This is a genomic window from Actinacidiphila cocklensis, from assembly GCF_907177275.1.
Lineage (GTDB): Bacteria > Actinomycetota > Actinomycetes > Streptomycetales > Streptomycetaceae > Actinacidiphila > Actinacidiphila cocklensis.
Genome location: NZ_CAJSLV010000055.1, coordinates 1 through 19,659, shown reverse-complemented (window position 1 = coordinate 19,659; position 19,659 = coordinate 1). Strand labels below are relative to the sequence as shown.

11 protein-coding genes and 1 pseudogene are annotated in these 19,659 nt (G+C 72.9%); 7 read left to right on the top strand and 5 right to left on the bottom strand.

Annotated elements, in window-relative coordinates; genetic code table 11:
- Window positions 1-43: 43 nt before the first annotated feature.
- Window positions 44-1,285: an FUSC family protein gene (locus NFU81_RS17090; protein ID WP_251490601.1), complete on the bottom strand. Its 1,242-nt coding sequence runs from the start codon at window positions 1,283-1,285 to the stop codon at window positions 44-46.
- Between the two features lie 409 nt (window positions 1,286-1,694).
- Between NFU81_RS17090 and NFU81_RS17085 the strand changes: the two genes are divergently transcribed.
- Window positions 1,695-3,788 (top strand): discoidin domain-containing protein, encoded by a 2,094-nt coding sequence (locus NFU81_RS17085; RefSeq protein WP_422665224.1) that lies wholly within the window; start codon window positions 1,695-1,697, stop codon window positions 3,786-3,788.
- Between the two features lie 108 nt (window positions 3,789-3,896).
- Window positions 3,897-7,175 carry a discoidin domain-containing protein gene (locus NFU81_RS17080; protein WP_251490598.1) on the top strand — a complete coding sequence of 1,093 codons (3,279 nt, stop codon included), beginning with the start codon at window positions 3,897-3,899 and terminating at the stop codon, window positions 7,173-7,175.
- A gap of 117 nt (window positions 7,176-7,292) precedes the next feature.
- Here NFU81_RS17080 and NFU81_RS17075 read toward each other — a convergent pair whose 3' ends face one another.
- The gene (locus tag NFU81_RS17075; RefSeq protein WP_251490595.1) at window positions 7,293-8,690 is read right to left on the bottom strand and encodes an NADP-dependent succinic semialdehyde dehydrogenase; all 1,398 of its coding nucleotides are present in this window, start codon (window positions 8,688-8,690) and stop codon (window positions 7,293-7,295) included.
- Window positions 8,691-9,043: 353 nt separating this feature from the next.
- Here NFU81_RS17075 and NFU81_RS17070 point away from each other — a divergent pair, with 353 nt between their 5' ends.
- Window positions 9,044-10,540 (top strand): immune inhibitor A, encoded by a 1,497-nt coding sequence (locus NFU81_RS17070; protein WP_251490593.1) that lies wholly within the window; start codon window positions 9,044-9,046, stop codon window positions 10,538-10,540.
- A gap of 73 nt (window positions 10,541-10,613) precedes the next feature.
- On the opposite strand, the gene NFU81_RS17065 is transcribed toward NFU81_RS17070, so the two are convergent.
- The 3 genes from NFU81_RS17065 to NFU81_RS17055 all read right to left on the bottom strand — a co-directional run bounded on the left by NFU81_RS17065 (window position 10,614) and on the right by NFU81_RS17055 (window position 13,883).
- Window positions 10,614-12,746: a SpoIIE family protein phosphatase gene (locus NFU81_RS17065; protein ID WP_251490590.1), complete on the bottom strand. Its 2,133-nt coding sequence runs from the start codon at window positions 12,744-12,746 to the stop codon at window positions 10,614-10,616.
- 186 nt (window positions 12,747-12,932) lie between these two features.
- Window positions 12,933-13,418 carry a hypothetical protein gene (locus NFU81_RS17060; RefSeq protein ID WP_251490587.1) on the bottom strand — a complete coding sequence of 162 codons (486 nt, stop codon included), beginning with the start codon at window positions 13,416-13,418 and terminating at the stop codon, window positions 12,933-12,935.
- Between the two features lie 216 nt (window positions 13,419-13,634).
- Window positions 13,635-13,883, bottom strand: a complete 249-nt coding sequence (locus NFU81_RS17055; RefSeq protein ID WP_251490584.1) for a hypothetical protein — start codon at window positions 13,881-13,883, stop codon at window positions 13,635-13,637.
- A gap of 430 nt (window positions 13,884-14,313) precedes the next feature.
- Between NFU81_RS17055 and NFU81_RS17050 the strand changes: the two genes are divergently transcribed.
- From NFU81_RS17050 to NFU81_RS17035, 4 genes and pseudogenes are all read left to right on the top strand, one after another.
- On the top strand, window positions 14,314-14,883 hold the full coding sequence (locus NFU81_RS17050) for a peptidoglycan-binding domain-containing protein (RefSeq protein ID WP_251490582.1): 570 nt from the start codon (window positions 14,314-14,316) through the stop codon (window positions 14,881-14,883).
- A 305-nt stretch (window positions 14,884-15,188) separates the two neighbouring features.
- On the top strand, window positions 15,189-17,366 hold the full coding sequence (locus NFU81_RS17045; protein WP_251490579.1) for a hypothetical protein: 2,178 nt from the start codon (window positions 15,189-15,191) through the stop codon (window positions 17,364-17,366).
- A 109-nt stretch (window positions 17,367-17,475) separates the two neighbouring features.
- The gene (pelF, locus tag NFU81_RS17040; protein ID WP_251490576.1) at window positions 17,476-19,026 is read left to right on the top strand and encodes a GT4 family glycosyltransferase PelF; all 1,551 of its coding nucleotides are present in this window, start codon (window positions 17,476-17,478) and stop codon (window positions 19,024-19,026) included.
- 76 nt (window positions 19,027-19,102) lie between these two features.
- Window positions 19,103-19,659 (top strand): annotated as a pseudogene (locus NFU81_RS17035) (hypothetical protein); the annotation flags it as partial.

The window sequence follows — 19,659 nt, the reverse complement described above, 5'->3', positions numbered from 1 at the left end:
GTGCGGCGCCGGAGAGCGTTTTCCTTGCGGCGCCGGCGGCGGGTTACTTGAAGGCGTCGCGGACGGCCGCGGACGAGCGCCGGTAGAGCCCGATGTCGCCCAGCCGGCGCTTGACCAGGGCCAGCCGCGGGTAACGCTCGGTCAGCTCCCGGCCGGTCTTGTCCAGCTCCTCCACCAGCCGCTCCGACCGCTTCTCCAGCCCCAGCTCGTCCAGGATCCGGTCCACCTCGGCCAGCAGGGCGCCGTGCAGCTGCCACTGCCTGGGGTGCTCCTGGACCTTCACCAGGAGCAGGTCGGCGATCCGGTCCCGGCTCTGCTCGCTGTCGGCGAGCGCTTTCGTGAGCCGCTCCTCCGCGGTCTCCGCGCTGGCCGAGACCTGGCTGGTGATCACCACCGCGAAGCTCTCGATCGCATAGGCGATGTGGTCGAACAGCTGCTCCAGCTGATCCGACACGTCGTCGGGGAACAGCGGCTCGTCGGTGCGGTGCTTGGCGAGGTCGGTGAGGGTGCGGGACAGCACCCGCAGGACGACCGCGCAGATCTCCAGGGTGTCCAGACCGGTCCGCAGCACGATCCGGGAGAGCGCTCCCTCGCGCACCCGGGGATTCCACCGCAGGCTGTCCTCCGCCTGCCGCAGCGAGGCGTCCACCTCGGCGATGTCGTGGTCGAGCCGGCGGGCCTCGTGCAGCCGGGACGCGGCGTGGGCGACCGGCAGATGCCCGGCGACCTCGCCGCCGATGTCCCGGAACAGCCGGCCCATCCGGCGGGCCATCGACTCGATCGACTCACCGGCCGGCTGCACCCACACCGGCGGCGCGAGCAGGTTGAACAGCAGCCCCACGCCCGCCCCGATGAGCGTCTCCCAGATCCGGTCCCAGGCGGTGTTGGCCACCTGCGTCACCCCGAGGACCAGCATCGCGCTGATCGCCACCTCGATCTCGAACTCGCCGGCCCGCACGAACCTGCCGATCAGCAGCGAGGTGAGGATGATCAGGCCGAGGCTCCACCAGCTCAGGCCCACCAGCGCGCTGAAGCCGATGGCGATCAGCACGCCGGCGACCACCGCGTTGACCCGGCTGATCCCGGTGGTGAGCGTGGAGTACAGCGTCACCTGGACCACCAGCAGCGCGGTGAGCGGCGCGGTCAGCGGGGCCGGGTTGGGCAGCAGCCACACGGCGACGACATAGGAGATGACGGAGGCCGCCGTGGACCGCAGGATCTGCGCCGAGGCCGGCTCCGCCGACCACCGGACGAGCTTGACCATGGGTTCTGGAACGTCGGGCATCCATGACCTTTCCCGCTCCTGGCGATCTCGCTGGCCCGGCACAGCCTAGGCACGAAGGAGCCCGTCACGGCCGTTCGGCACGTCGGGGGAAGGCGGGTTCACACCCCCGGAGCCATGGGGCCGGCGGCACCGGACGGCGTGTCAAGACATTGCACGCAACGAGATGCCGCATAACTCACCTTTACGGGCAAGGAGTTCGCTGATCGTTCGGAGATCGACGGCAAGCCGGAACGCGCCGAAACAGTAGTACCAATCTCGTTCACTTTCTTGACGGGTCAGCAACAGCGCCGTAATCATCACAGCAACCAGAGAGCGCTCTCACACGCACCCAGGAGACGCCGTGACCGGCAACCCCCCACAGCTGTCCAGACGCATACCCCGCTCCCTCGTCTTCGCGTTCGTCGCCGCCGTGCTCGCGGCGTTCGCACTCGCGGTCACCCAGAGCCAGGCCAAGGCCGCGGGCACCCTGCTCTCGCAGGGCAGGACCGCCACCGCGTCCTCGACCGAGAACGCCGGCACCCCCGCTTCGGCCGCGGTCGACGGCAACACCGGCACCCGCTGGTCCAGCGCCGCCGCCGACCCGCAGTGGCTGCAGGTCGACCTCGGCGCGACCTCCGACATCACCCAGGTCACGCTGAACTGGGAGAACGCCTACGCCACGGCCTACCAGATCCAGACCTCGGCCAACGGCACCACGTGGACCACCGTCTACTCCACCACCACCGCGACCGGTGGCAACGGGACACTTTCCGTAAACGGTTCCGGGCGCTATGTCCGGATCAACACGACCCAGCGCGCGACCCAGTGGGGCGTCTCGCTGTGGGAGTTCCAGGTCTACGGCAGCACCGGCACAGGCAACGCCGCCTGCAGCACCACGAACGCGGCGCTGAACAAGACCGCGACCGCCTCCTCGACCGAGAACGCCGGCACCCCGGCCTCCTCCGCCGTGGACGGCAACAACGGCACCCGGTGGTCCAGCGCGGCCGCCGACCCGCAGTGGCTGCAGGTCGACCTCGGCTCGTCGCAGAACATCTGCGGCGTCCAGCTCAGTTGGGAGAACGCCTACGCCAAGGCCTACCAGATCCAGGTCTCGGACAACGGCACCAGCTGGACCAACGCGTACTCCACCACCACCGGACCCGGCGCCACCGAGCTGATCACGCTCACCGGCACCGGCCGCTACGTGCGGATGTACGGCACCCAGCGCGCCACCCAGTACGGCTACTCGCTGTGGGAGTTCCAGGTCTTCACCGGCGGTACCGGCGGCAACGGCGGTGCCGCGAACGGCGGTACGACCGGCGGCACCACCACTCCCCCGACCGACGGCGCGAAGCTCCTGTCGTACAACAAGCCCGCGACCTCCTCGACGTACCAGGACGCCAACAGCTGCACCGGCTGCACCCCGTCCAAGGCGTTCGACGAGGACCCGGCGACCCGCTGGGCGACCAGTGACACCAACGGCTGGGTCGACCCGGGCTGGATCGCGGTGGACCTGGGCGCGACCGCGCACATCACCAAGGTCGTGCTCCAGTGGGACCCGGCCTACGCGACGGCGTACCAGATCCAGACCTCGCCCGACGGCACCAACTGGACGAGCATCTACTCCACCACCACGGGCAAGGGCTTCAAGGAGACCCTGACCGTGGACGGCAACGGCCGCTACGTGCGGATGTACGGCACCGCGCGCAGCAACGGCTACGGCTACTCGCTGTGGACCTTCGACGTCTACGGCACCGGCGGCAACCCCACCGCGCCGCCCGCCCTGCCGCCGAACCCGGGCAACCCCGAACACCTGGTGTGGAGCGACGAGTTCAACGGCGCCACGGGCACCAAGCCGGACACCGGCAAGTGGACCCAGGACGTCGGCGGCGGCCAGAACGGCGAGCTGGAGTACTACACCAACGGGGACAACACCTCGATGGACGGCAACGGCAACCTGGTCATCGAGGCCAGGAAGGAGAACGTCCAGGGCCACCAGTACACCTCGGGCCGGATCAACACCTCGGACCACTTCAACTTCACCTACGGGCACGTCGAGGCGCGGATCAAGGTGTCCGGCACCCAGGGCCTGTGGCCCGCCTTCTGGATGCTGGGCTCCAACTTCAAGACCGGCACCCCGTGGCCCAACTCCGGTGAGATCGACATCATGGAGCACGTCGGCAAGGTCCCGGACTCGGTCTACTCCACGCTGCACGCGCCGGCCTACAACGGCGGCAACGGCTACGGCCAGCCGTACCAGATCGCGGGCTCGGACTTCGCGAACGACTTCCACACCTACGCCGTGGACTGGGACTCCAGCCACATGACCTTCTCGGTGGACGGCCACGCCTTCTTCACCGCGGACAAGGCGACGGTGGAGTCCACCCGGGGCCCGTGGGTGTACGACCACCCGTTCTACATCATCCTCAACAACGCGGTGGGCGGTGACTGGCCCGGTGCACCGGACGCCAGCACGGTCTTCCCGCAGCGCATGCTGATCGACTACGTGCGCGTCTCGCAGTAGCGCACACCCCCGGATGCCCGGGTCCCACGCAGCACGGGACCCGGGCATCCGCCCTTCCCCCCACACCACCCGGCGGCCCCGGGCCGACGGGTGAGAGAGGCGACCCCCATGCTGCAAGCCTCGTTCGGCGCTCCCCCACCGCTTCGGCGACGGCGGCTGACCGCCGCCCAGTCCCGGCTCGCCGCCGTCATCGGCTTCGTCCTGGTCGTCGCGCTGGCCCTGGTGGCCACGCCCAGGATCGCCCGCGCGGCCGACCCGGTGCTGCTCTCCCAGGGCAAGGCGGCCACCGCGTCCTCCGCGGAGAACGCCGGCACCGCCGCCTCCGCCGCTGTCGACGGCAACACCGGCACCCGCTGGTCCAGCGCGTTCGCCGACCCGCAGTGGCTGCAGGTCGACCTCGGCTCGTCGCAGCCGATCAGCAAGGTCGTACTGAACTGGGAGGCCGCCTACGCGACGGCCTTCCGCATCCAGGTCTCCGACAACGCCGCGTCCTGGACCGACGTCTACACCACCACGGCCGGCTCGGGCGGCACCCAGTCCCTGGACGTCACCGGCACCGGGCGCTACGTGCGGATGTACGGCACCGCCAGGGCCACGCAGTACGGCTACTCGCTCTGGGAGTTCCAGGTCTGGGGCGGTTCCGGCACCCAGCCGGCCGCCTGCGGCAACACCACGGCGGCGGTCGGCAAGCCGGCGACCGCTTCCTCGACGGAGAACGCCGGCACCCCGGCGTCCGCGGCCTTCGACGGCGACCCCGGCACCCGCTGGTCCAGCGCCGCCGCCGACCCGCAGTGGGTCCAGGTGGACCTGGGCTCCTCGCAGCCGGTCTGCGGGGTGAGCCTGACCTGGGAGGCGGCGTACGCGACCGCGTTCCAGATCCAGGTCTCGGACAACGGCAGCACGTGGAACACCGTCTACTCCACGACGGCGGGCGCGGGCGGCACCGAGACGCACTCCTTCACCGCGACCGGCCGCTACGTGCGGATGTACGGCACCGCCAGGGCGACCCAGTGGGGCTACTCGCTGTGGGACTTCACGGTGCTGACGCCGGGTGACGCCACGACGCCGCCGGGCGGCGGCAACGGCGACTGCCCGTGGGTGGGTTCGACCGCCCCGGTGGCCACCCGGGTCGCGCAGCTGCTGGCGCAGATGACGCAGGCGCAGAAGATCCAGATGCTGCACGGCACCGGTGCCAGCTCGCCCTACATCGGCGACACCGCGGCGATCCCGTCGCTGTGCATCCCGGCGATGGGCTTCCACGACGGCCCGAGCGGGGTCGGCGACGGCTTCGGCGGGGTGACGCAACTGCCGTCCGCGGTGTCGTCCGCGGCGACCTGGGACACCGCTCTGCAGAAGAGCTACGGCACGGTCGCCGGCGCCGAGTTCGCGGGCAAGGGCGCGGACGTGGCGCTCGGCCCGACGATGAACATCGTCCGCGACCCGCGCTGGGGCCGGGCCTTCGAGACGTACAGCGAGGACCCGTATCTGAGCGCCCAGATGGCTACCGCCGGCATCCAGGGCATCCAGAGCCAGGGCGTGATGGCCGAGGCCAAGCACGTGGCGGTCTACAACCAGGAGACCAACCGCAACGGGCCGCAGGACAACGCGATCGTCGACCAGCGCACCCTGCAGGAGATCTACTTCCCGGCCTTCCAGGCGGCGGTGGGCAAGGGCGCGTCGGCGTCGGTGATGTGCGCGTACTCCACGGTCAACGGGGTCTACGCGTGCCAGAACGCGAACCTGCTGAACAACGCGCTCTACCAGCAGGCCGGTTTCGGCGGCTTCGTCACCAGCGACTGGGGCGGCGCGCACTCCACGGTGGACTCGGCCAACAACGGCATGACCGTCGAGATGCCGGGCGGCTACTTCTACGCCGACTTCCTGTCCCAGGCGCTCGCCAACGGCACGGTCAGCCAGGCGACGCTGAACACGATGGTCAGCCGGGTGCTGACGCAGATGTTCGCGTTCGGGATCTTCGAGAAGGTCAAGACCGGCAACCGCGACTCGGTGGTGACCAGCGCGGCGCACCAGAGCACCGCGCGCCAGGTCGCGGAGCAGGGCTCGGTGCTGCTGAAGAACAGCGGCGTGCTGCCGCTGTCGGGGGCGAACGCCACCTCGATCGCGGTGATCGGCCCGGACGGCGGCGCCGGGGTGCGCAGCGTCGGCGGCGGCAGCGCCACCGCGACCAGTTCGGGCACGAAGGCACCGATCGACGCGATCAAGGCCCGTGCCGGCGCCGGCGCCACGGTGACGTACAACGACGGCAACGACGTCAACGCGGCCGTGAACGCGGCGCGTGCGGCGAGCGTGGCGGTGGTCTGCGTCGGCTACGGCGAGAACGAGGGCGCGGACCTGGCGGACATCGACCTGCCCGGCACGCAGAACCAGCTGGTCCAGCAGGTGGCGGCGGCCAACCCGAACACCGTGGTGGTGCTCAACACCGGTTCCGCGGTGACCATGCCGTGGCTCGGGCAGGTCAAGGGCGTGATCGAGGAGTGGTACGCGGGCCAGGAGGTCGGCAACTCCCTTGCCGCGCTGCTGTTCGGCGACGTCAACCCGTCGGGCAAGCTGCCGGTGACCTTCCCCGCCTCGCTGGGCGACGTGCCGGCGCACACCGCGGCGCAGTGGCCGGGCAACGGCAACGTGCAGTACAGCGAGGGCCTCAAGGTCGGCTACCGGTGGTACGACGCGCAGAACATCGCCCCGCTCTTCCCGTTCGGGTACGGCCTGTCGTACACCACCTTCGGCTTCTCCGGGCTGCAGGTGGGCGCGCTCGACGGCAGCGGCAACGCCACGGTGAGCGCGACGGTCACCAACACCGGCAGCAGGGCGGGCGCCGAGATCGCCCAGCTGTACGTCGGCGACCCGGCGTCCACCGGTGAGCCCGCCAAGCAGCTCAAGGGCTTCCAGCGGGTGGACCTGCAGCCGGGCGCGAGTGCGAAGGTGACCTTCACGGTGACCGCGCACGACCTGGCGTACTGGAACACCACGGCGAACAACTGGACCACGGCGGCCGGCGGTTACCAGGTCATGGTCGGCGACTCGTCGCGGAACCTGCCGCTGACCGGGACGCTCAACGTGCCGACCGCGATGAGCGCGAAGACCGTGGGCGCGGCGGCGACCGCGGCGGCCTCGGTCACGGTGGCCAACCCGCACGGCATGAGCAGCCCGGCAGGCGTCCCGGTGCGTCTTGCGGTCACGGCGAAGGCGACGGGCGGCAGTGCCCCGGTCTTCACCGCGACCGGGCTGCCGGCCGGGCTGGCCATCGGCGGCGACGGGGTGATCTCGGGCACCCCGGAGGCGAAGGGGACCAGCACGGTCGACGTGACGGCCTCGGACGGGCAGGGCGCGGCCGACACCGCGACCTTCGTCTGGACGGTCACCTGACGGTCCGGCCCGCGGCTCGCCGAGCCGCGGGCCGGCCCACGGATTCTGCCTCCCCATGGGTGAAGACGACTCCCCGTGGGGAGGCAGATGTACATGACAATGCAGGGGCGTGCGGGTTCAGCGGCCGTACCAGACGGTGGTGGTGTTGCAGAACTCGCGGATGCCGTGCTCGGACAGCTCCCGGCCGTAGCCGGAGCGCTTGACGCCGCCGAAGGGCAGCGCCGGGTGCGAGGCGGTCATGCCGTTGAAGAACACCCCGCCCGCCTGCAGGTCGCGCACGAAGCGCCGCTGCTCGTCCTCGTCGGTGGTCCACACGTTGGAACTCAGGCCGAACGGCGTGTCGTTGGCCAGCGCCACCGCCTCGCCCAGGTCCCGCACCCGGTAGAGGGTGGCGACCGGGCCGAAGGCCTCCTCGCGGTGGATGCGCATCGCCTCGGTGACCCCGGCCAGCACGGTCGGCTCGTAGTACCAGCCGGGCGGCAGCGCCTTGGGGCGGCGGGCGCCGCACAGCGCCTCGGCGCCCCGGGAGAGCGCGTCGTCGACCAGCTCCTCCAGGTCGGCCCTGCCCTGCTCGGTGGCCAGCGGGCCGACGTCGGTGGACGGGGTCGTGGGGTCGCCGACCCGCAGGGCGCTCATCGCCCGGGTGAAGCGCTCGGCGAAGTCGTCGTATACGTCGGTGTGGACGATGAAGCGCTTGGCCGCGATGCAGGACTGGCCGTTGTTCTGCACCCGGGCGGTGACCGCGACCTGGACCGCCCGGTCGAGGTCGGCGGCGGCCGACGGCATCACCACGAAGGGGTCGCTGCCGCCGAGTTCCAGCACCGTCTTCTTGACCTCGTCGCCCGCGACCGAGGCGACCGCGCGGCCCGCGCCCTCGCTGCCGGTGAGGGTCGCGGCGGCCACCCGCGGGTCGCGCAGGACACCCTCGATCGCGCCGGAGCCGACCAGCAGGGTCTGGAAGCAGCCCTCGGGGAAGCCGGCGCGGTGGAACAGCTCGCCCAGGTAGAGGGCGGTCTGCGGGACGTTGGACGCGTGCTTGAGCAGCCCGACGTTGCCGGCCATCAGCGCGGGCGCGGCGAACCTGACCACCTGCCAGAGCGGGAAGTTCCACGGCATCACCGCGAGCACCACCCCCAGCGGGCGGTAGCGGACGTACGCCCGGGCGGCGCCGCTGTCCTCGACGTCGGCGGGGTCGGGGTGCTCGTCGGCGAGCAGGCCCTCGGCGCGGGCGGCGTACCAGCGCATCGCCTTGGCGCACTTGGCCGCCTCCGCGCGGGCGGCGACCAGCGTCTTGCCCATCTCGGTGGTCATGGTGCGGGCGATCTCGTCCCGCTCCTTGTCGAGCAGGTCGGCGGCGGCGTCCAGCAGCCGCGCCCTGGTCCCGAAGTCGGTCTCCCGCCAGCTGCGGAATGCGCTCTCCGCGGCGGCGATCCGCTGTTCGACGCCCTGCGCGTCGAGCGGGTCGAAGGTACGGACCGTCTCCCCGGTCGCGGGGTTCACGGTGGCGATCGGCATGCTGCTCCTCCTCGTGCCGCGGGCCGGCCGGGCGGGCGCGCGGGCCGGGCGCCCACGAGGCGCGGGTACCCGCGCCTGCCGTGTCCATGCGGCTGCGCCGCCATCCTGCCCCCGACCGCCGCGCCGGGCGGCGGCGCTGCGCCCGCGCACGGGCGCACGGCACCCGCCCGGCGCAACCCGGCCGCCGGACCTACCTCCGTCCGGGTGATCCCGCAACCGGCGGCACCCCGCCGGGAAGGAGCTGACCTGCAGCGTTCATCCATTGGTAACGCCCGACACATCAGTCACAGGTTCTACGCGCGCAGAATCGTTTCCCGCACCCCATTCACCGCCCCCCACCTGGAGGTTGACGGATGCCTGGTCCCCGTACGTCCCGCAGCAGGATCGCGCTCGGCGCGACCGCGGCCCTGGGCGTGATCGCCCTGGCAGCGGCCGGCGTCGCCACCGGCAGCGCGCAGGCCGCGCCGCCGGCCGCCGCAGCCCCCGCCGCGGCCGGCACCCACCGGGTGCTGTTCGACAACACCAAGGCGGAGACGGCCGGCAACGCCGACTGGATCATCAGCACCAGCCAGCCCGACCCGCTCGGCCAGGACGCCACGCCGAGCGCCGAGACCGACTGGACCGGCGCGCTGTCCTCGTGGGGCGTCGCCCTGCAGAAGGCCGGCGGCTACAGCCTCAGCACCCTGCCGTCCGGCCGGACCATCACCTACGGCAGCAGCTCCAACGCCCAGGACCTGAGCAACTTCGACACCTTCGTGCTGACCGAGCCCAACGTGAAGCTCAGCGCCGCGGAGAAGACCGCGGTGATGACGTTCGTGCAGAACGGCGGCGGGCTGTTCCTGATCTCCGACCACAACAACAGCGACCGCAACAACGACGGCTGCGACTCGCCGTGCGTGATCAACGACCTGCTGACCAGCAACGGGGTGGACAACACCGACCCGTTCGGCTTCTCCGTCGACCTTCTCGACATCAGCACCGACAACCCCCGTGCGATCAGCAGCAGTTCCGACCCGGTGCTGCACGGCCCGTTCGGCACGGTCACCGGCAGCATCCTGCGCGACGGCACCACCTTCACCCTCAAGCCGGCCGACAACCCGAACGTCAAGGGCCTGCTCTACCGCACCGGCTCGTCGGGCAACAGCGGCGCCTTCTTCGCCACCAGCACCTTCGGCAGCGGCCGGGTGGCGATCTGGGGTGACAGCTCCCCGGCCGACGACGGCACCGGCCAGTCGGGCAACACGCTCTACGACGGGTGGAACGACCCGGCCGGCACCGACGCGGCGCTGGCGCTCAACGCGACGGCCTGGCTGGCGGGTTCGGGCAGCACCACGACCACCCCGCCGACCACCACCGGCGGCACCACCGGTGGTGGCGGCAGCTGCACCGCCGCCCAGCTGATCGCCAACCCCGGGTTCGAGTCGGGCAGTTCTTCGTGGACGGCGACCAGCGGGGTGATCAACAACAGCAGCGGCGAGGCCGCGCACGCGGGCTCGTACAAGGCGTGGCTCGACGGCTACGGCACCGCGACGACCGACACCGTCGCCCAGTCGATCACCATCCCGGCCGGCTGCGCCGCCCGGTTGAGCTTCTGGCTGCACATCGACACCGCCGAGACCGGCTCGACGGTGTACGACACCCTCAAGGTGCAGGTGCTGAACTCCGCGGGCACCGTGCTGAGCACGCCGGCGACGTACAGCAACGTCAACGCGGCGGCCGGCTTCGCCCAGCGCTCGTTCGACCTGAGCGCCTACGCCGGGCAGACGGTCACGGTGAAGTTCACCGGGACCGAGGGCTCCAAGCTGCAGACGTCCTTCGTCATCGACGACGTGGCGCTCGCCGTCAGCTGACCGCCCGCCTCCCGCCGGCCGTCCGGCGGCCGGCGGGAGGGGCCGGGAGCCGGCAGCTGCCGGCTCCCGGCCGTCAGCCGAGCAGGCTGCGCTCGGCGGCGGCGCCGAACTCGCACCAGACGGCCTTGCCGTCACCCCGCGGCTCGACACCCCAGTGGGTGGCCAGCGCGTCGATCATCAGCAGCCCGCGCCCTGAGGTGGCGGCCTCGCCGGGGGAACGGCGGCGCGGCCACACGCTGGAGCGGTCCTGCACGGTCAGCCGCACCCGGCGGACCGGCTCGGGCAGCACCTCAAGGGTCATCACCGCACCGCCCTCGGTGTGCAGCAGCACGTTGACCAGCAGCTCGCCTGCGGCGACCTCGACGTCGTCGGCCAGCTCCGTCAGCTCCCACCCCTCCAGCGCCTGGCGCAGCGCGCCGCGGGCGTCGGCCAGGCCCTCGGGGTCGGCCTGGTGGACGTAGGAGTGCATCCGGGGCGCGCGCGGGGTGCCGGGGTCGGGGTCGCGGCGCAGTATCAGCAGCGCCACGTCGTCCTGCGAGCCCCACCGCTGCCACAGGTTGTCCGCGAGGTGGTCGGCCAGCGCCTCGTGGTGCTCGGGGCCGTCGCGCACCGCCTCGGCGAGCGCCGCCATACCGATGGTGATGTCCAGGCCGCGCTCCTCGACCAGCCCGTCGGTGCAGAACACCAGGGTCTCGCCGGGCACCAGGTCGAGCCGGGTCTCGGGGAACTCCTGCAGGTTCATGCTCGTGGCCAGGCCCAGCGGCAGACCACCGCGCACATGGGGCCAGCCGGTGCGGCCGTCGGTGTGCCGCACCAGCGGGCCGAGGTGGCCGGCCCTGGCGGCGCGCACCGAGCCTCCGGCCAGGTCGACTTCCGCGTAGGAGCAGGTCGCGAAGCGCTCGGTGTCCAGCTCAGCGAGGAAGCGGGAGGCCCTGGCAAGCACCGTCGACGGCGGGTGGCCCTCGGCGGCGTAGGCGCGCAGCGCGATCCGCAGCTGGCCCATGACGGCCGCGGCGTGCGTGTCGTGGCCCTGGACGTCGCCGACGACCAGGCCCACCCGGTTCCGCGGCAGCGCCACCACGTCGTACCAGTCGCCGCCGACCTCGCGACCGCTGGAGGCGGCGTGGTAGCGGACCGCGACGCCCGCGCCGTCGACCCGGGGTATGTCCCTGGGCAGCATCGCCGCCTGCAGCCCGGTGGCGAACTCCCGCTCGCGGTCGAAGAGCATCGCCCGCTCCAGGGACTGCGCCACGATCGCGGCGAGCGCCGCGCACAGCTCGCGGTGGGCGAGGGTGAAGACCTCGCCCGAGCGGTAGAGGAGTGCCAGGCCGCCGATGGAGCGGCCCTGGGCAACCAGCGGCAGGAAGGCGGCCGCGTCCAGGCCGGTCAGGCCGGCGACGTAGGGCCTGGAGGCGGGAAACCGCTCTCCCAGCTCGGCGAAGGACCGCACGAAGCTCGGCTGCTGGGTCATCACGGCCTCGCCCAGCGGCAGCGACCCGTCGATCCGGAGCGGCGGCAGCTCGCTCAAAGGGCCGTCCGCGGCGCCGCTCACCCCGATGAACCGCAGGTTGCCGCCTTCGATCAGCCCGAGCACCAGCCCGTCGGCGCCGAAGCGCTCCAGGCCGCCGGCGCCGGTCAGCACCCGGGTGACATCCCCGACGGTGACCGCGCGGGACAGCGCCTCGGTGGTCAGCCGGACGATCGGGGCGAGGCTCTGCCGCTCGTCCACCGGCCGCACGGGCTCGACCTCGGGCGCCTGGGTCAGCTCGTCGGTGGCGTCCCTGACGATGCCGACGATGCGGTACGCGTTGCCCCGGGAATCCCGCAGGATCGTGCCCTGGGTGTGCGCCCACTGCTTGGTGCCGTCCCTGCGGGTGATCTGGAAGTAGCCGCCGTAGCTGCGGTGGCCTGCCTGGAGCGCTCTCCTGAGCGCGTAGTCCAGCCGCAGGCCCTCCTCGGGTGAGACCCGCAGCACCAGCGTGTCGGGGCGCGAGTCGAACTCCTCGGGGCGCAGGTCGAACACCTGCAGGCCGGCCGCGTCCAGTTCGAACGTCCCCAGGTCGAGGTCCCAGTCGAAGCTGCCCATGCCGTTCAGGGCCAGCCGCTCCCCCGGGCCGATCTCCGCCTCGGGAGGCCGTCCCCAATCGATGGCCGGGCCGACCCTGGGGTCGTAGCCTCGGCGGACCGGTCGCTTACGCGCTGTCATGCACTTGCTCCGGGGGGTCGGACCTGCGGTCATCGGGCCGCTTCCGCGAGGCGGACCATCAGGAATGCTTCGGCATGATTTATAGGCATCACAACCATTATGCCCCCATATGCACTTCTCCCTCCCGCGGCGGCGGCGGGCGTCGGGCCAGGCGCCGGCCGCGGCCCGCTTCGTGCGAACCGCAGCTCAGCGCGGGGCGGTGCGGCGACGGCGGACGACGACCAGTCCCGTCGCGCCGATCAGGGCCGCCACGGCCACCACCTTGACCGAGTCGGGGCCGGTCACACCGCCGCCGAGGCCGGTCCGCACGGTGCCGGGCGCGGCGCTGCCGCGGTCCACGACGGCCAGCGGGACGGCGGCCCGGTCCGCGTCGCAGGAGAAGGCGACGTCGTGGCGCACGCCGGCTGCCGCGTACCGGCCGACGGTGACCGTGGCGCTCTGCCCGCCGCCGTCGCGCGGGCCGAGGGCCACGCTGCCGAACAGGCCGGGCGCCGAGGCGGTCGCGCGTCCCGCGCAGCCGGCCGCGCGCAGGGTGACGGTGTCGCCGGGGGCGACGGTGGCCGGGGTGGCGGTGAAGCCGGGGCCTTCGGCCGCGGGGGCGGCCGGGGCGTCCGCGGCGGCCGCGAGCGCGGCCAGGGCGAGGGCGGCTGCGGATATGAGCCCGGCGCGCATCGGCACTCCCGGTGCCGGGGGCGGTCCTGTGACCGCTCCAACGGCGCGGCCGGCACTTTCCGGTATCCAACGGCGGCGCCCCGGCGGGCGCGCGCCGGGGGCCGACCGCCCGGCTGTCGCACGGCGCCGGGTCGGCGCCCGACTCCCGCCGGGACGGGCCGTGTTGGCCTTGACCGTACGGGCCGCGGCCGGCGGGACCGTTCGGGTGGGGCGGGCTCAGCCGCGGTCGGCCGCGCGGGTCGGGGTGAGCACGGCGAAGGCCACCAGGCCGGGCGGTGCGGTCAGCCACGCGGGCGGATCGACGGCCGGGAAGCGGTCGACCAGGGCGTCGAAGACACGGTAGGCGCTGTTCGCGTCACGGGCGGTGACCACCACGTGCACGAGGCCAGGTTCCTGCAGGCGTTCCCAGTCGTGGCACTCCCGGTCGTGGCGTTCCCAGTCGTGGCGTTCCCAGTCGTCGGGCACAGTCGACTCCTTCCGCCGTGGATCGGTTGCCGGGAGGGACCGCGGCGGGCGGGGCACAGTTGCAGAAAGGGGCGGGATTCACCCCCACGGAGCGCGCGCGGGGCGCGCGGGAGGGCGTGCGCCGCATGGGTGCGCGAGGGCGGGGTACGCGAGGGGGCGAACAGTACGCGATCTCCTACGGAGCGTGTGATGACCAGTCCGTACCCTGACACATTCCCACCGGTGCCGCCGCCGGACGAGCCGGTGCCGGGACCTCCGGTGCCCTCGCCCGAGCCGCATCCGGTTCCGGGGCCGGCCCCGAACCCTCTCCCCACCCCGCCGTCCCCCGTCCCGCCCTCTCCCGAGCCCACGCCTGCGCCGTCCCCGCCGCCGATCGACTAGCGCGAGGGTGGGCCGGGGGCCACGCAGCGGGGTCGCTATCGTGCCGTGAGTGAAGGACAGGGACGCGCACAGGCCGGCCGACATCGTGGCGAGACCCGCGGGGCGGCACGGCGAGGAACCGCCCGACGTGATCGACGTGGTCTTCCCCGCGCCCCGGCCCGGCTGGCGCGAGCGCCCGCTCCTGCTGTGCTCCCTGGCCGTCGCGGGCGTGGCCCTGGCCGCGGCGCTCGCCTGGCAGGCCTGGCCGCAGTCGGCGCCCGCCGCCGAGGACCTGGGTGCGGCCCCCGTCGCCCCCGACCTGGCACCTCCGGCGCGGAAGCCGGTGCAGAAGCCGCTGAGCAAGCCGCTGCGGAAGCCGGCCCCGACCCGGGTCCCGGCGCCGCACCGCACGGCCCGCCCGGCTGCCGGCCCGCGCGTGCTGCGGGCCGGCAGCCGCGGACCGGACGTCACCGACCTCCAGCGGCTGCTGTTCGACCAGGGCTTCACCTACGTCTCGCAGACCGGCGTGTTCGACGCCGCCACCGTCCGCGGCGTGCGGCAATTGCAGAGCGACCGCGGCCTGATCTGCGATCCGCCCGGCGTATACGGCATCTGCACCCGCGCCGCACTCATTTCGTGAATTTCGTACGTGATTCCGATTCCCTCCCCCGTCCGGGTAATAATCGAAAATATGCCCGGCCATTCATCATCAAGGTCGATAATCCGCACGCGCCGCGAACATGACACACCGCAACGCCGCAGGTGAGAGGAACTCTGCTTCGAACACTCCCCGGTGTATGACACAGCCTTTTCGATCACCTTCGCAGAATGGTCACAAGTCCTCCGCGAAGTACCCCACCATGGTCCCCGGAAATACGGCCGGACAGGCCGTCGCGCATGGGAGTGCGCCGACAGGGATGCGGTGACTCCCGGGGGAGGTAATTCATGGGCAGAGCATTGCGTGCCGCAGCCGTCGCGTCCGCGGCGGCACTGGTGGCACTGGCGGTCGCGCCGACAGCGGCGCATTCCGCACTGCCGCCGCGGGTCGATCTCAGGGTGCTGGTGGTGGACGACGGCGGTCCGGCGACCGCGGCGATCACCTCGGAGCTGGACGGCGCGGGTACTCCGTACACCACGGTGGACCTGGCCGCCGCCGGCCGGCCGGTGATCAACGCCGGCTTCCTGAGCGACACCGTCTCGGGGCGGCCGCGTGCCAGGTTCCAGGCAGTGGTGCTGCCGAACGACAACCCGTTCGGCGCGGGCTCCGCCGAGATGGCGGCGCTGGCGGCGTACGAGGCGGCGTTCGGCATCCGGCAGGTGGACGCGTACACCTACGCGCAGCCCGCCGTGGGCCTGGACTACGCGCAGACCGGCGGCTACATCGGCCGGCTCGACGGCGTGCGGGGCCAGGTGACCGCGCAGGGCGCGGCGGGCGATTTCGGGTACCTCAGGGGCGCGGTGCCCTTCGAGGACAACGACCCCGACCAGTCGGAGAGTTACGGCTACCTGGCGACGCCGCTCGGCACCCAGGCGGCGGGGGCGAGCTTCACCCCGCTGGTGGACGCGCTCATCCCGGGCAGCACGCAGCGCGGAGTACTGGTCGGGCAGTACGCCCACGACGGGCGCACCGAGCTGGTGATCCCCTTCGTCTACAACCAGTACCAGCAGCAGTTCCGGCTGCTGGCCCGCGGCATCGTGGAGTGGATGACCCAGGGCATCCATCTGGGCGCCGACCGCAACTACTTCGAGGTGCAGGTCGACGACGTCTTCCTGGCCGACGACCGGTGGAACTCCACTCTCGACTGCACGCCCGGCGACGTGGACTGCCCGATCGGCACCGGCGAGGACACCGACCCGATCCGGATGACGGCGGCCGACGCGGCCTACGCCAGGCAGTGGTCGGCGGCGCACGGCCTCACCTTCGACTTCGTCTTCAACGGCGGCGGCAGCGAGGACTGGAAGTCCGACCACGACACGGCCTCCGACCCGCTGGCGAACCAGCTGGTGGCCGACAGGAACAGCTACCGCTGGGTCAACCACACCTATCTGCACCCCTTCCTGGGCTGCGTCCAGGACGTCAGCGTGGTGCCGTGGCGCTGCGAGACGACCGCGACAGGCGCCACCCAGTGGGTGAGCAGGGCCGACATCACCGCGGCGGTCCGGGACAACCGCACCTGGGCCGCGAACCACGGACTGAGCCTGGACGACGAGGAGTTGGTGACCGGCGAGCACTCCGGTCTCAAGGTGCTGCCGCAGCAGCCCGCCGACAACCCCAACCTGGCGAGCGCGCTGAGCGGGCTCGGTGTCGACTACCTGGCGAGCGACAACTCCCGTGAGCCGGACCAGCGCAAGGTCGGCCCGGCACTCACCGTGCCGCGCTTCCCGATGAACGTCTTCTACAACGCGGGCACCGCGCAGGAGGAGACCGACGAGTACAACTGGATCTACACCAACCTCGCGCAGGGCGGCAGCGGCGCGTGCGCGACCTCGGGCAACTCCACGTGCCTGATCGCCCCGTTGGACGCGGCCACCGGCTACGCGTCGTACATCGTGCCGCTGGAGGCCAGGATCGACCTCGGCCACGTCCTGGGCAACAACCCCCGCCCGCACTTCATCCACCAGTCGAACCTGGCCGAGGACCGGATCGCCTACCCGGTGCTGGAGCGGGTGCTCGGCGACTACGCGGCGCTCTTCGCGGCGGACACGCCCACGGAGAACCTGCGGACCGCCGACATCGCCACGGAACTGCAGCGCAGGGCCGCCTGGAGCACAGCGTGGAAGGGCGGCAGGGTCACCGCCTACCGCATCGGCGGCACGGTCACCGTCAGCGCGCCGAGCGGTGTGCCGGTGGACGTCACCGCGCCGGCCGCCACCCGGCAGGCGCAGCTGCTGGGCTCGTCCGCCTTCGGCAGCCCCTACGCGGGCCGGCTGTCCGGCTGGGCGCAGCCGGGGCTGCTGCAGAGCTCGGTCACCCTCACGCTGCCCGCCGCCGCGGTTCCGGCGGCGCCGGCGGCCGCGGTGCAGAGCCCGGCGAAGCTCGCCGCACCGGCCGGCCGGCTGCCGGTGCCCGAGGGCGTCGCGGACGCCGTGCCCGCGGGACCCGGCGACAGCGCGCGCAGCTAGCCCGCAGCAGCGACACACGTGCGGGCGGGGCGGTGGTCGCCCCGCCCGCACGGCAGGGCGCGCGCTGCGCCCCGGCCGTACCGACCCAGTCCAGGGGGGACACCACTTCATGCACGCAGCCTTCTGCGAGCCGTCGCGTGTCGCGCGGGTGACGCTGCTGACCGAGGGGACGTATCCGCACAGCCCCGGCGGGGTGAGCGTCTGGTGCGACCAGCTGGTCCGCGCGATGCCCGACGTCGAATTCCGGGTGACGGCGGTCACCGCGACGGGACTTGAGCAGCCAATATGGGAACTGCCGTCGCACGTGACGGCGTTGGAGTCGATCCCGATGTGGGGTGACACCCCGCAGGGCCGGGAGCCGCGCGGCCGGGAGCGGCGGGCCTTCCTCGCCGCGTGGGAGCGGCTGCTGACCGCGCTGCTGGCCGAAGGGGGCAGCGACGACGAGCTGTTCGGCCCCGCGCTGTACGACCTCGCCAGGTGGGCCGGCTCCGGCGCGCTGTCGGCGGGGCTGCGCTCGGAGGCAGCGGTACGCACCCTGGCCGGGCTGTGGCGGCGGCCGGGTACGGACGTGGCCGCGGCGCTGCCGACCCAGCACGACGCGCTGACCGGCACCGACCTGCTGGAGCACGCGCTGCGCCCGCTCGCCGCGGCGGCGCCGACCGGTGTGGCGCACGCGGTCAGCGGCGGTCTCGCGACCCTGCCCGGCCTGCTCGCCCACCACCGCGACGAGGTGCCGCTGCTGCTCACCGAGCACGGGGTCTACCAGCGGGAGCGCTACCTCGGACACCGGACCGGCCCCTACCGCTGGCCGGTCAAGTCCCTGATGCTGCACTTCTTCCGGCTGCTGGCGCGCGAGGCGTACCGGCACAGCGCGCTGATCACCCCCGGCAACCGCTACAACCGCCGCTGGGAGGAGCACGGCGGCGCGGACGCGGACCGTATCCGCACCGTCTACAACGGGGTCGACCCGGGTGCCTTCCCGCCGGCAGGGCCGGAGCCCGAGGTGCCGACGCTGACCTGGGCGGGGCGGATCGACCCGATCAAGGACCTGGAGACGCTGATCCGCGCGTTCGCGCTGGTCCGCGACGAGATACCGGCGGCCAGGCTGCGCATCTTCGGCGGCACCCCGCGCGGCGGCGAGGACTACCGGGCGCGGTGCGAGGCGCTGGCCGCGGAGGTCGGGGCGGCGGACGCGGTCAGCTTCGAGGGGCGGGTGGACGACATCCGCACCGCCTACGCGGCCGGCCAGGTGGTGATGCTCTCCAGTATCAGCGAGGGCTTCCCCTTCACCCTGATCGAGGCGATGTCCTGCGGGCGCTGCACCGTCTCGACGGATGTCGGCGGGGTGCGCGAGGCGGTCGGCGAGACCGGTCTCGTGGTCCCGCCGCGCGACCCGGCGGCCATGGCGCTGGCCGCGCTGGCGCTGCTGCGCGACCCGGCGCGGCGGGCGGCCCTCGGCGAGGCGGCCAGGCTGCGGGTGATCGACCAGTTCACCCTGCGCCAGACGATCGACGCCTTCCGCGCCATCTACACCGGCCTGTCGCCGGCCGAGCCGCGTACCGCGCAGCAGTACGGCGGCGTGACCTGGATGTCCCGTGTCTGGCGCGCGGATCCGGCACAGGACGCGGCACAGGACCCGCGGGCGGAGGGCACGGCATGAGCGCGCGGCAGGCCGGACGGCCGGCCCGCGGGGATGCGGCAGCCCCGGCACCGTGGTCCCGGGCGGGGGGCGGCGCATGAGCGGGCTGCTCTCCGTGGTCGGCGGGGACGGGGCGGCGGGTGCCCTGGTGCGGCTGCCGCGGCGGCGGCGGACGCCGTCGTGGGCGGTCGCCGACCCGGTCGTGGAGCTGGCGGAGCGGCTGGCCGAGGCGTGCGCGAGCGCGGTGCACCCGGACGAGATCGCCGCGCTGCTGGAGTCCGAGGGCCTGACCGACGAGCAGATCACCGAACGCTACGAGCACCGCGACCTGTTCGCGCTGGCCGGGACGCTCTTCGCGCTGGTGCCGCGCGCCTACCCGGAGCCGGCGCCGGCCGCCGACCCGTGGCGCACGGACCTCGGGCGGTGCGTCCTGCGCGGCCTGACCTTCGCGCTGCCGGGCGTCGCCTACGTCATCGGCGGGCGCTGGGCGGGCGGCCCCGACGGGCCGTTCGGGGTGAGCGGCGCGGTCGCGGGCTGGGCCGCGGCGGCGCTGTTCAGCTGGGGCTGGAACCAGGGGCTGGCGCACCGGGCGGGCCTGCTGCTGCTCGCCGGGCGGCGGCGGGCGGCGGCCCGCTGCCTGCTCAGCGGCGGCGC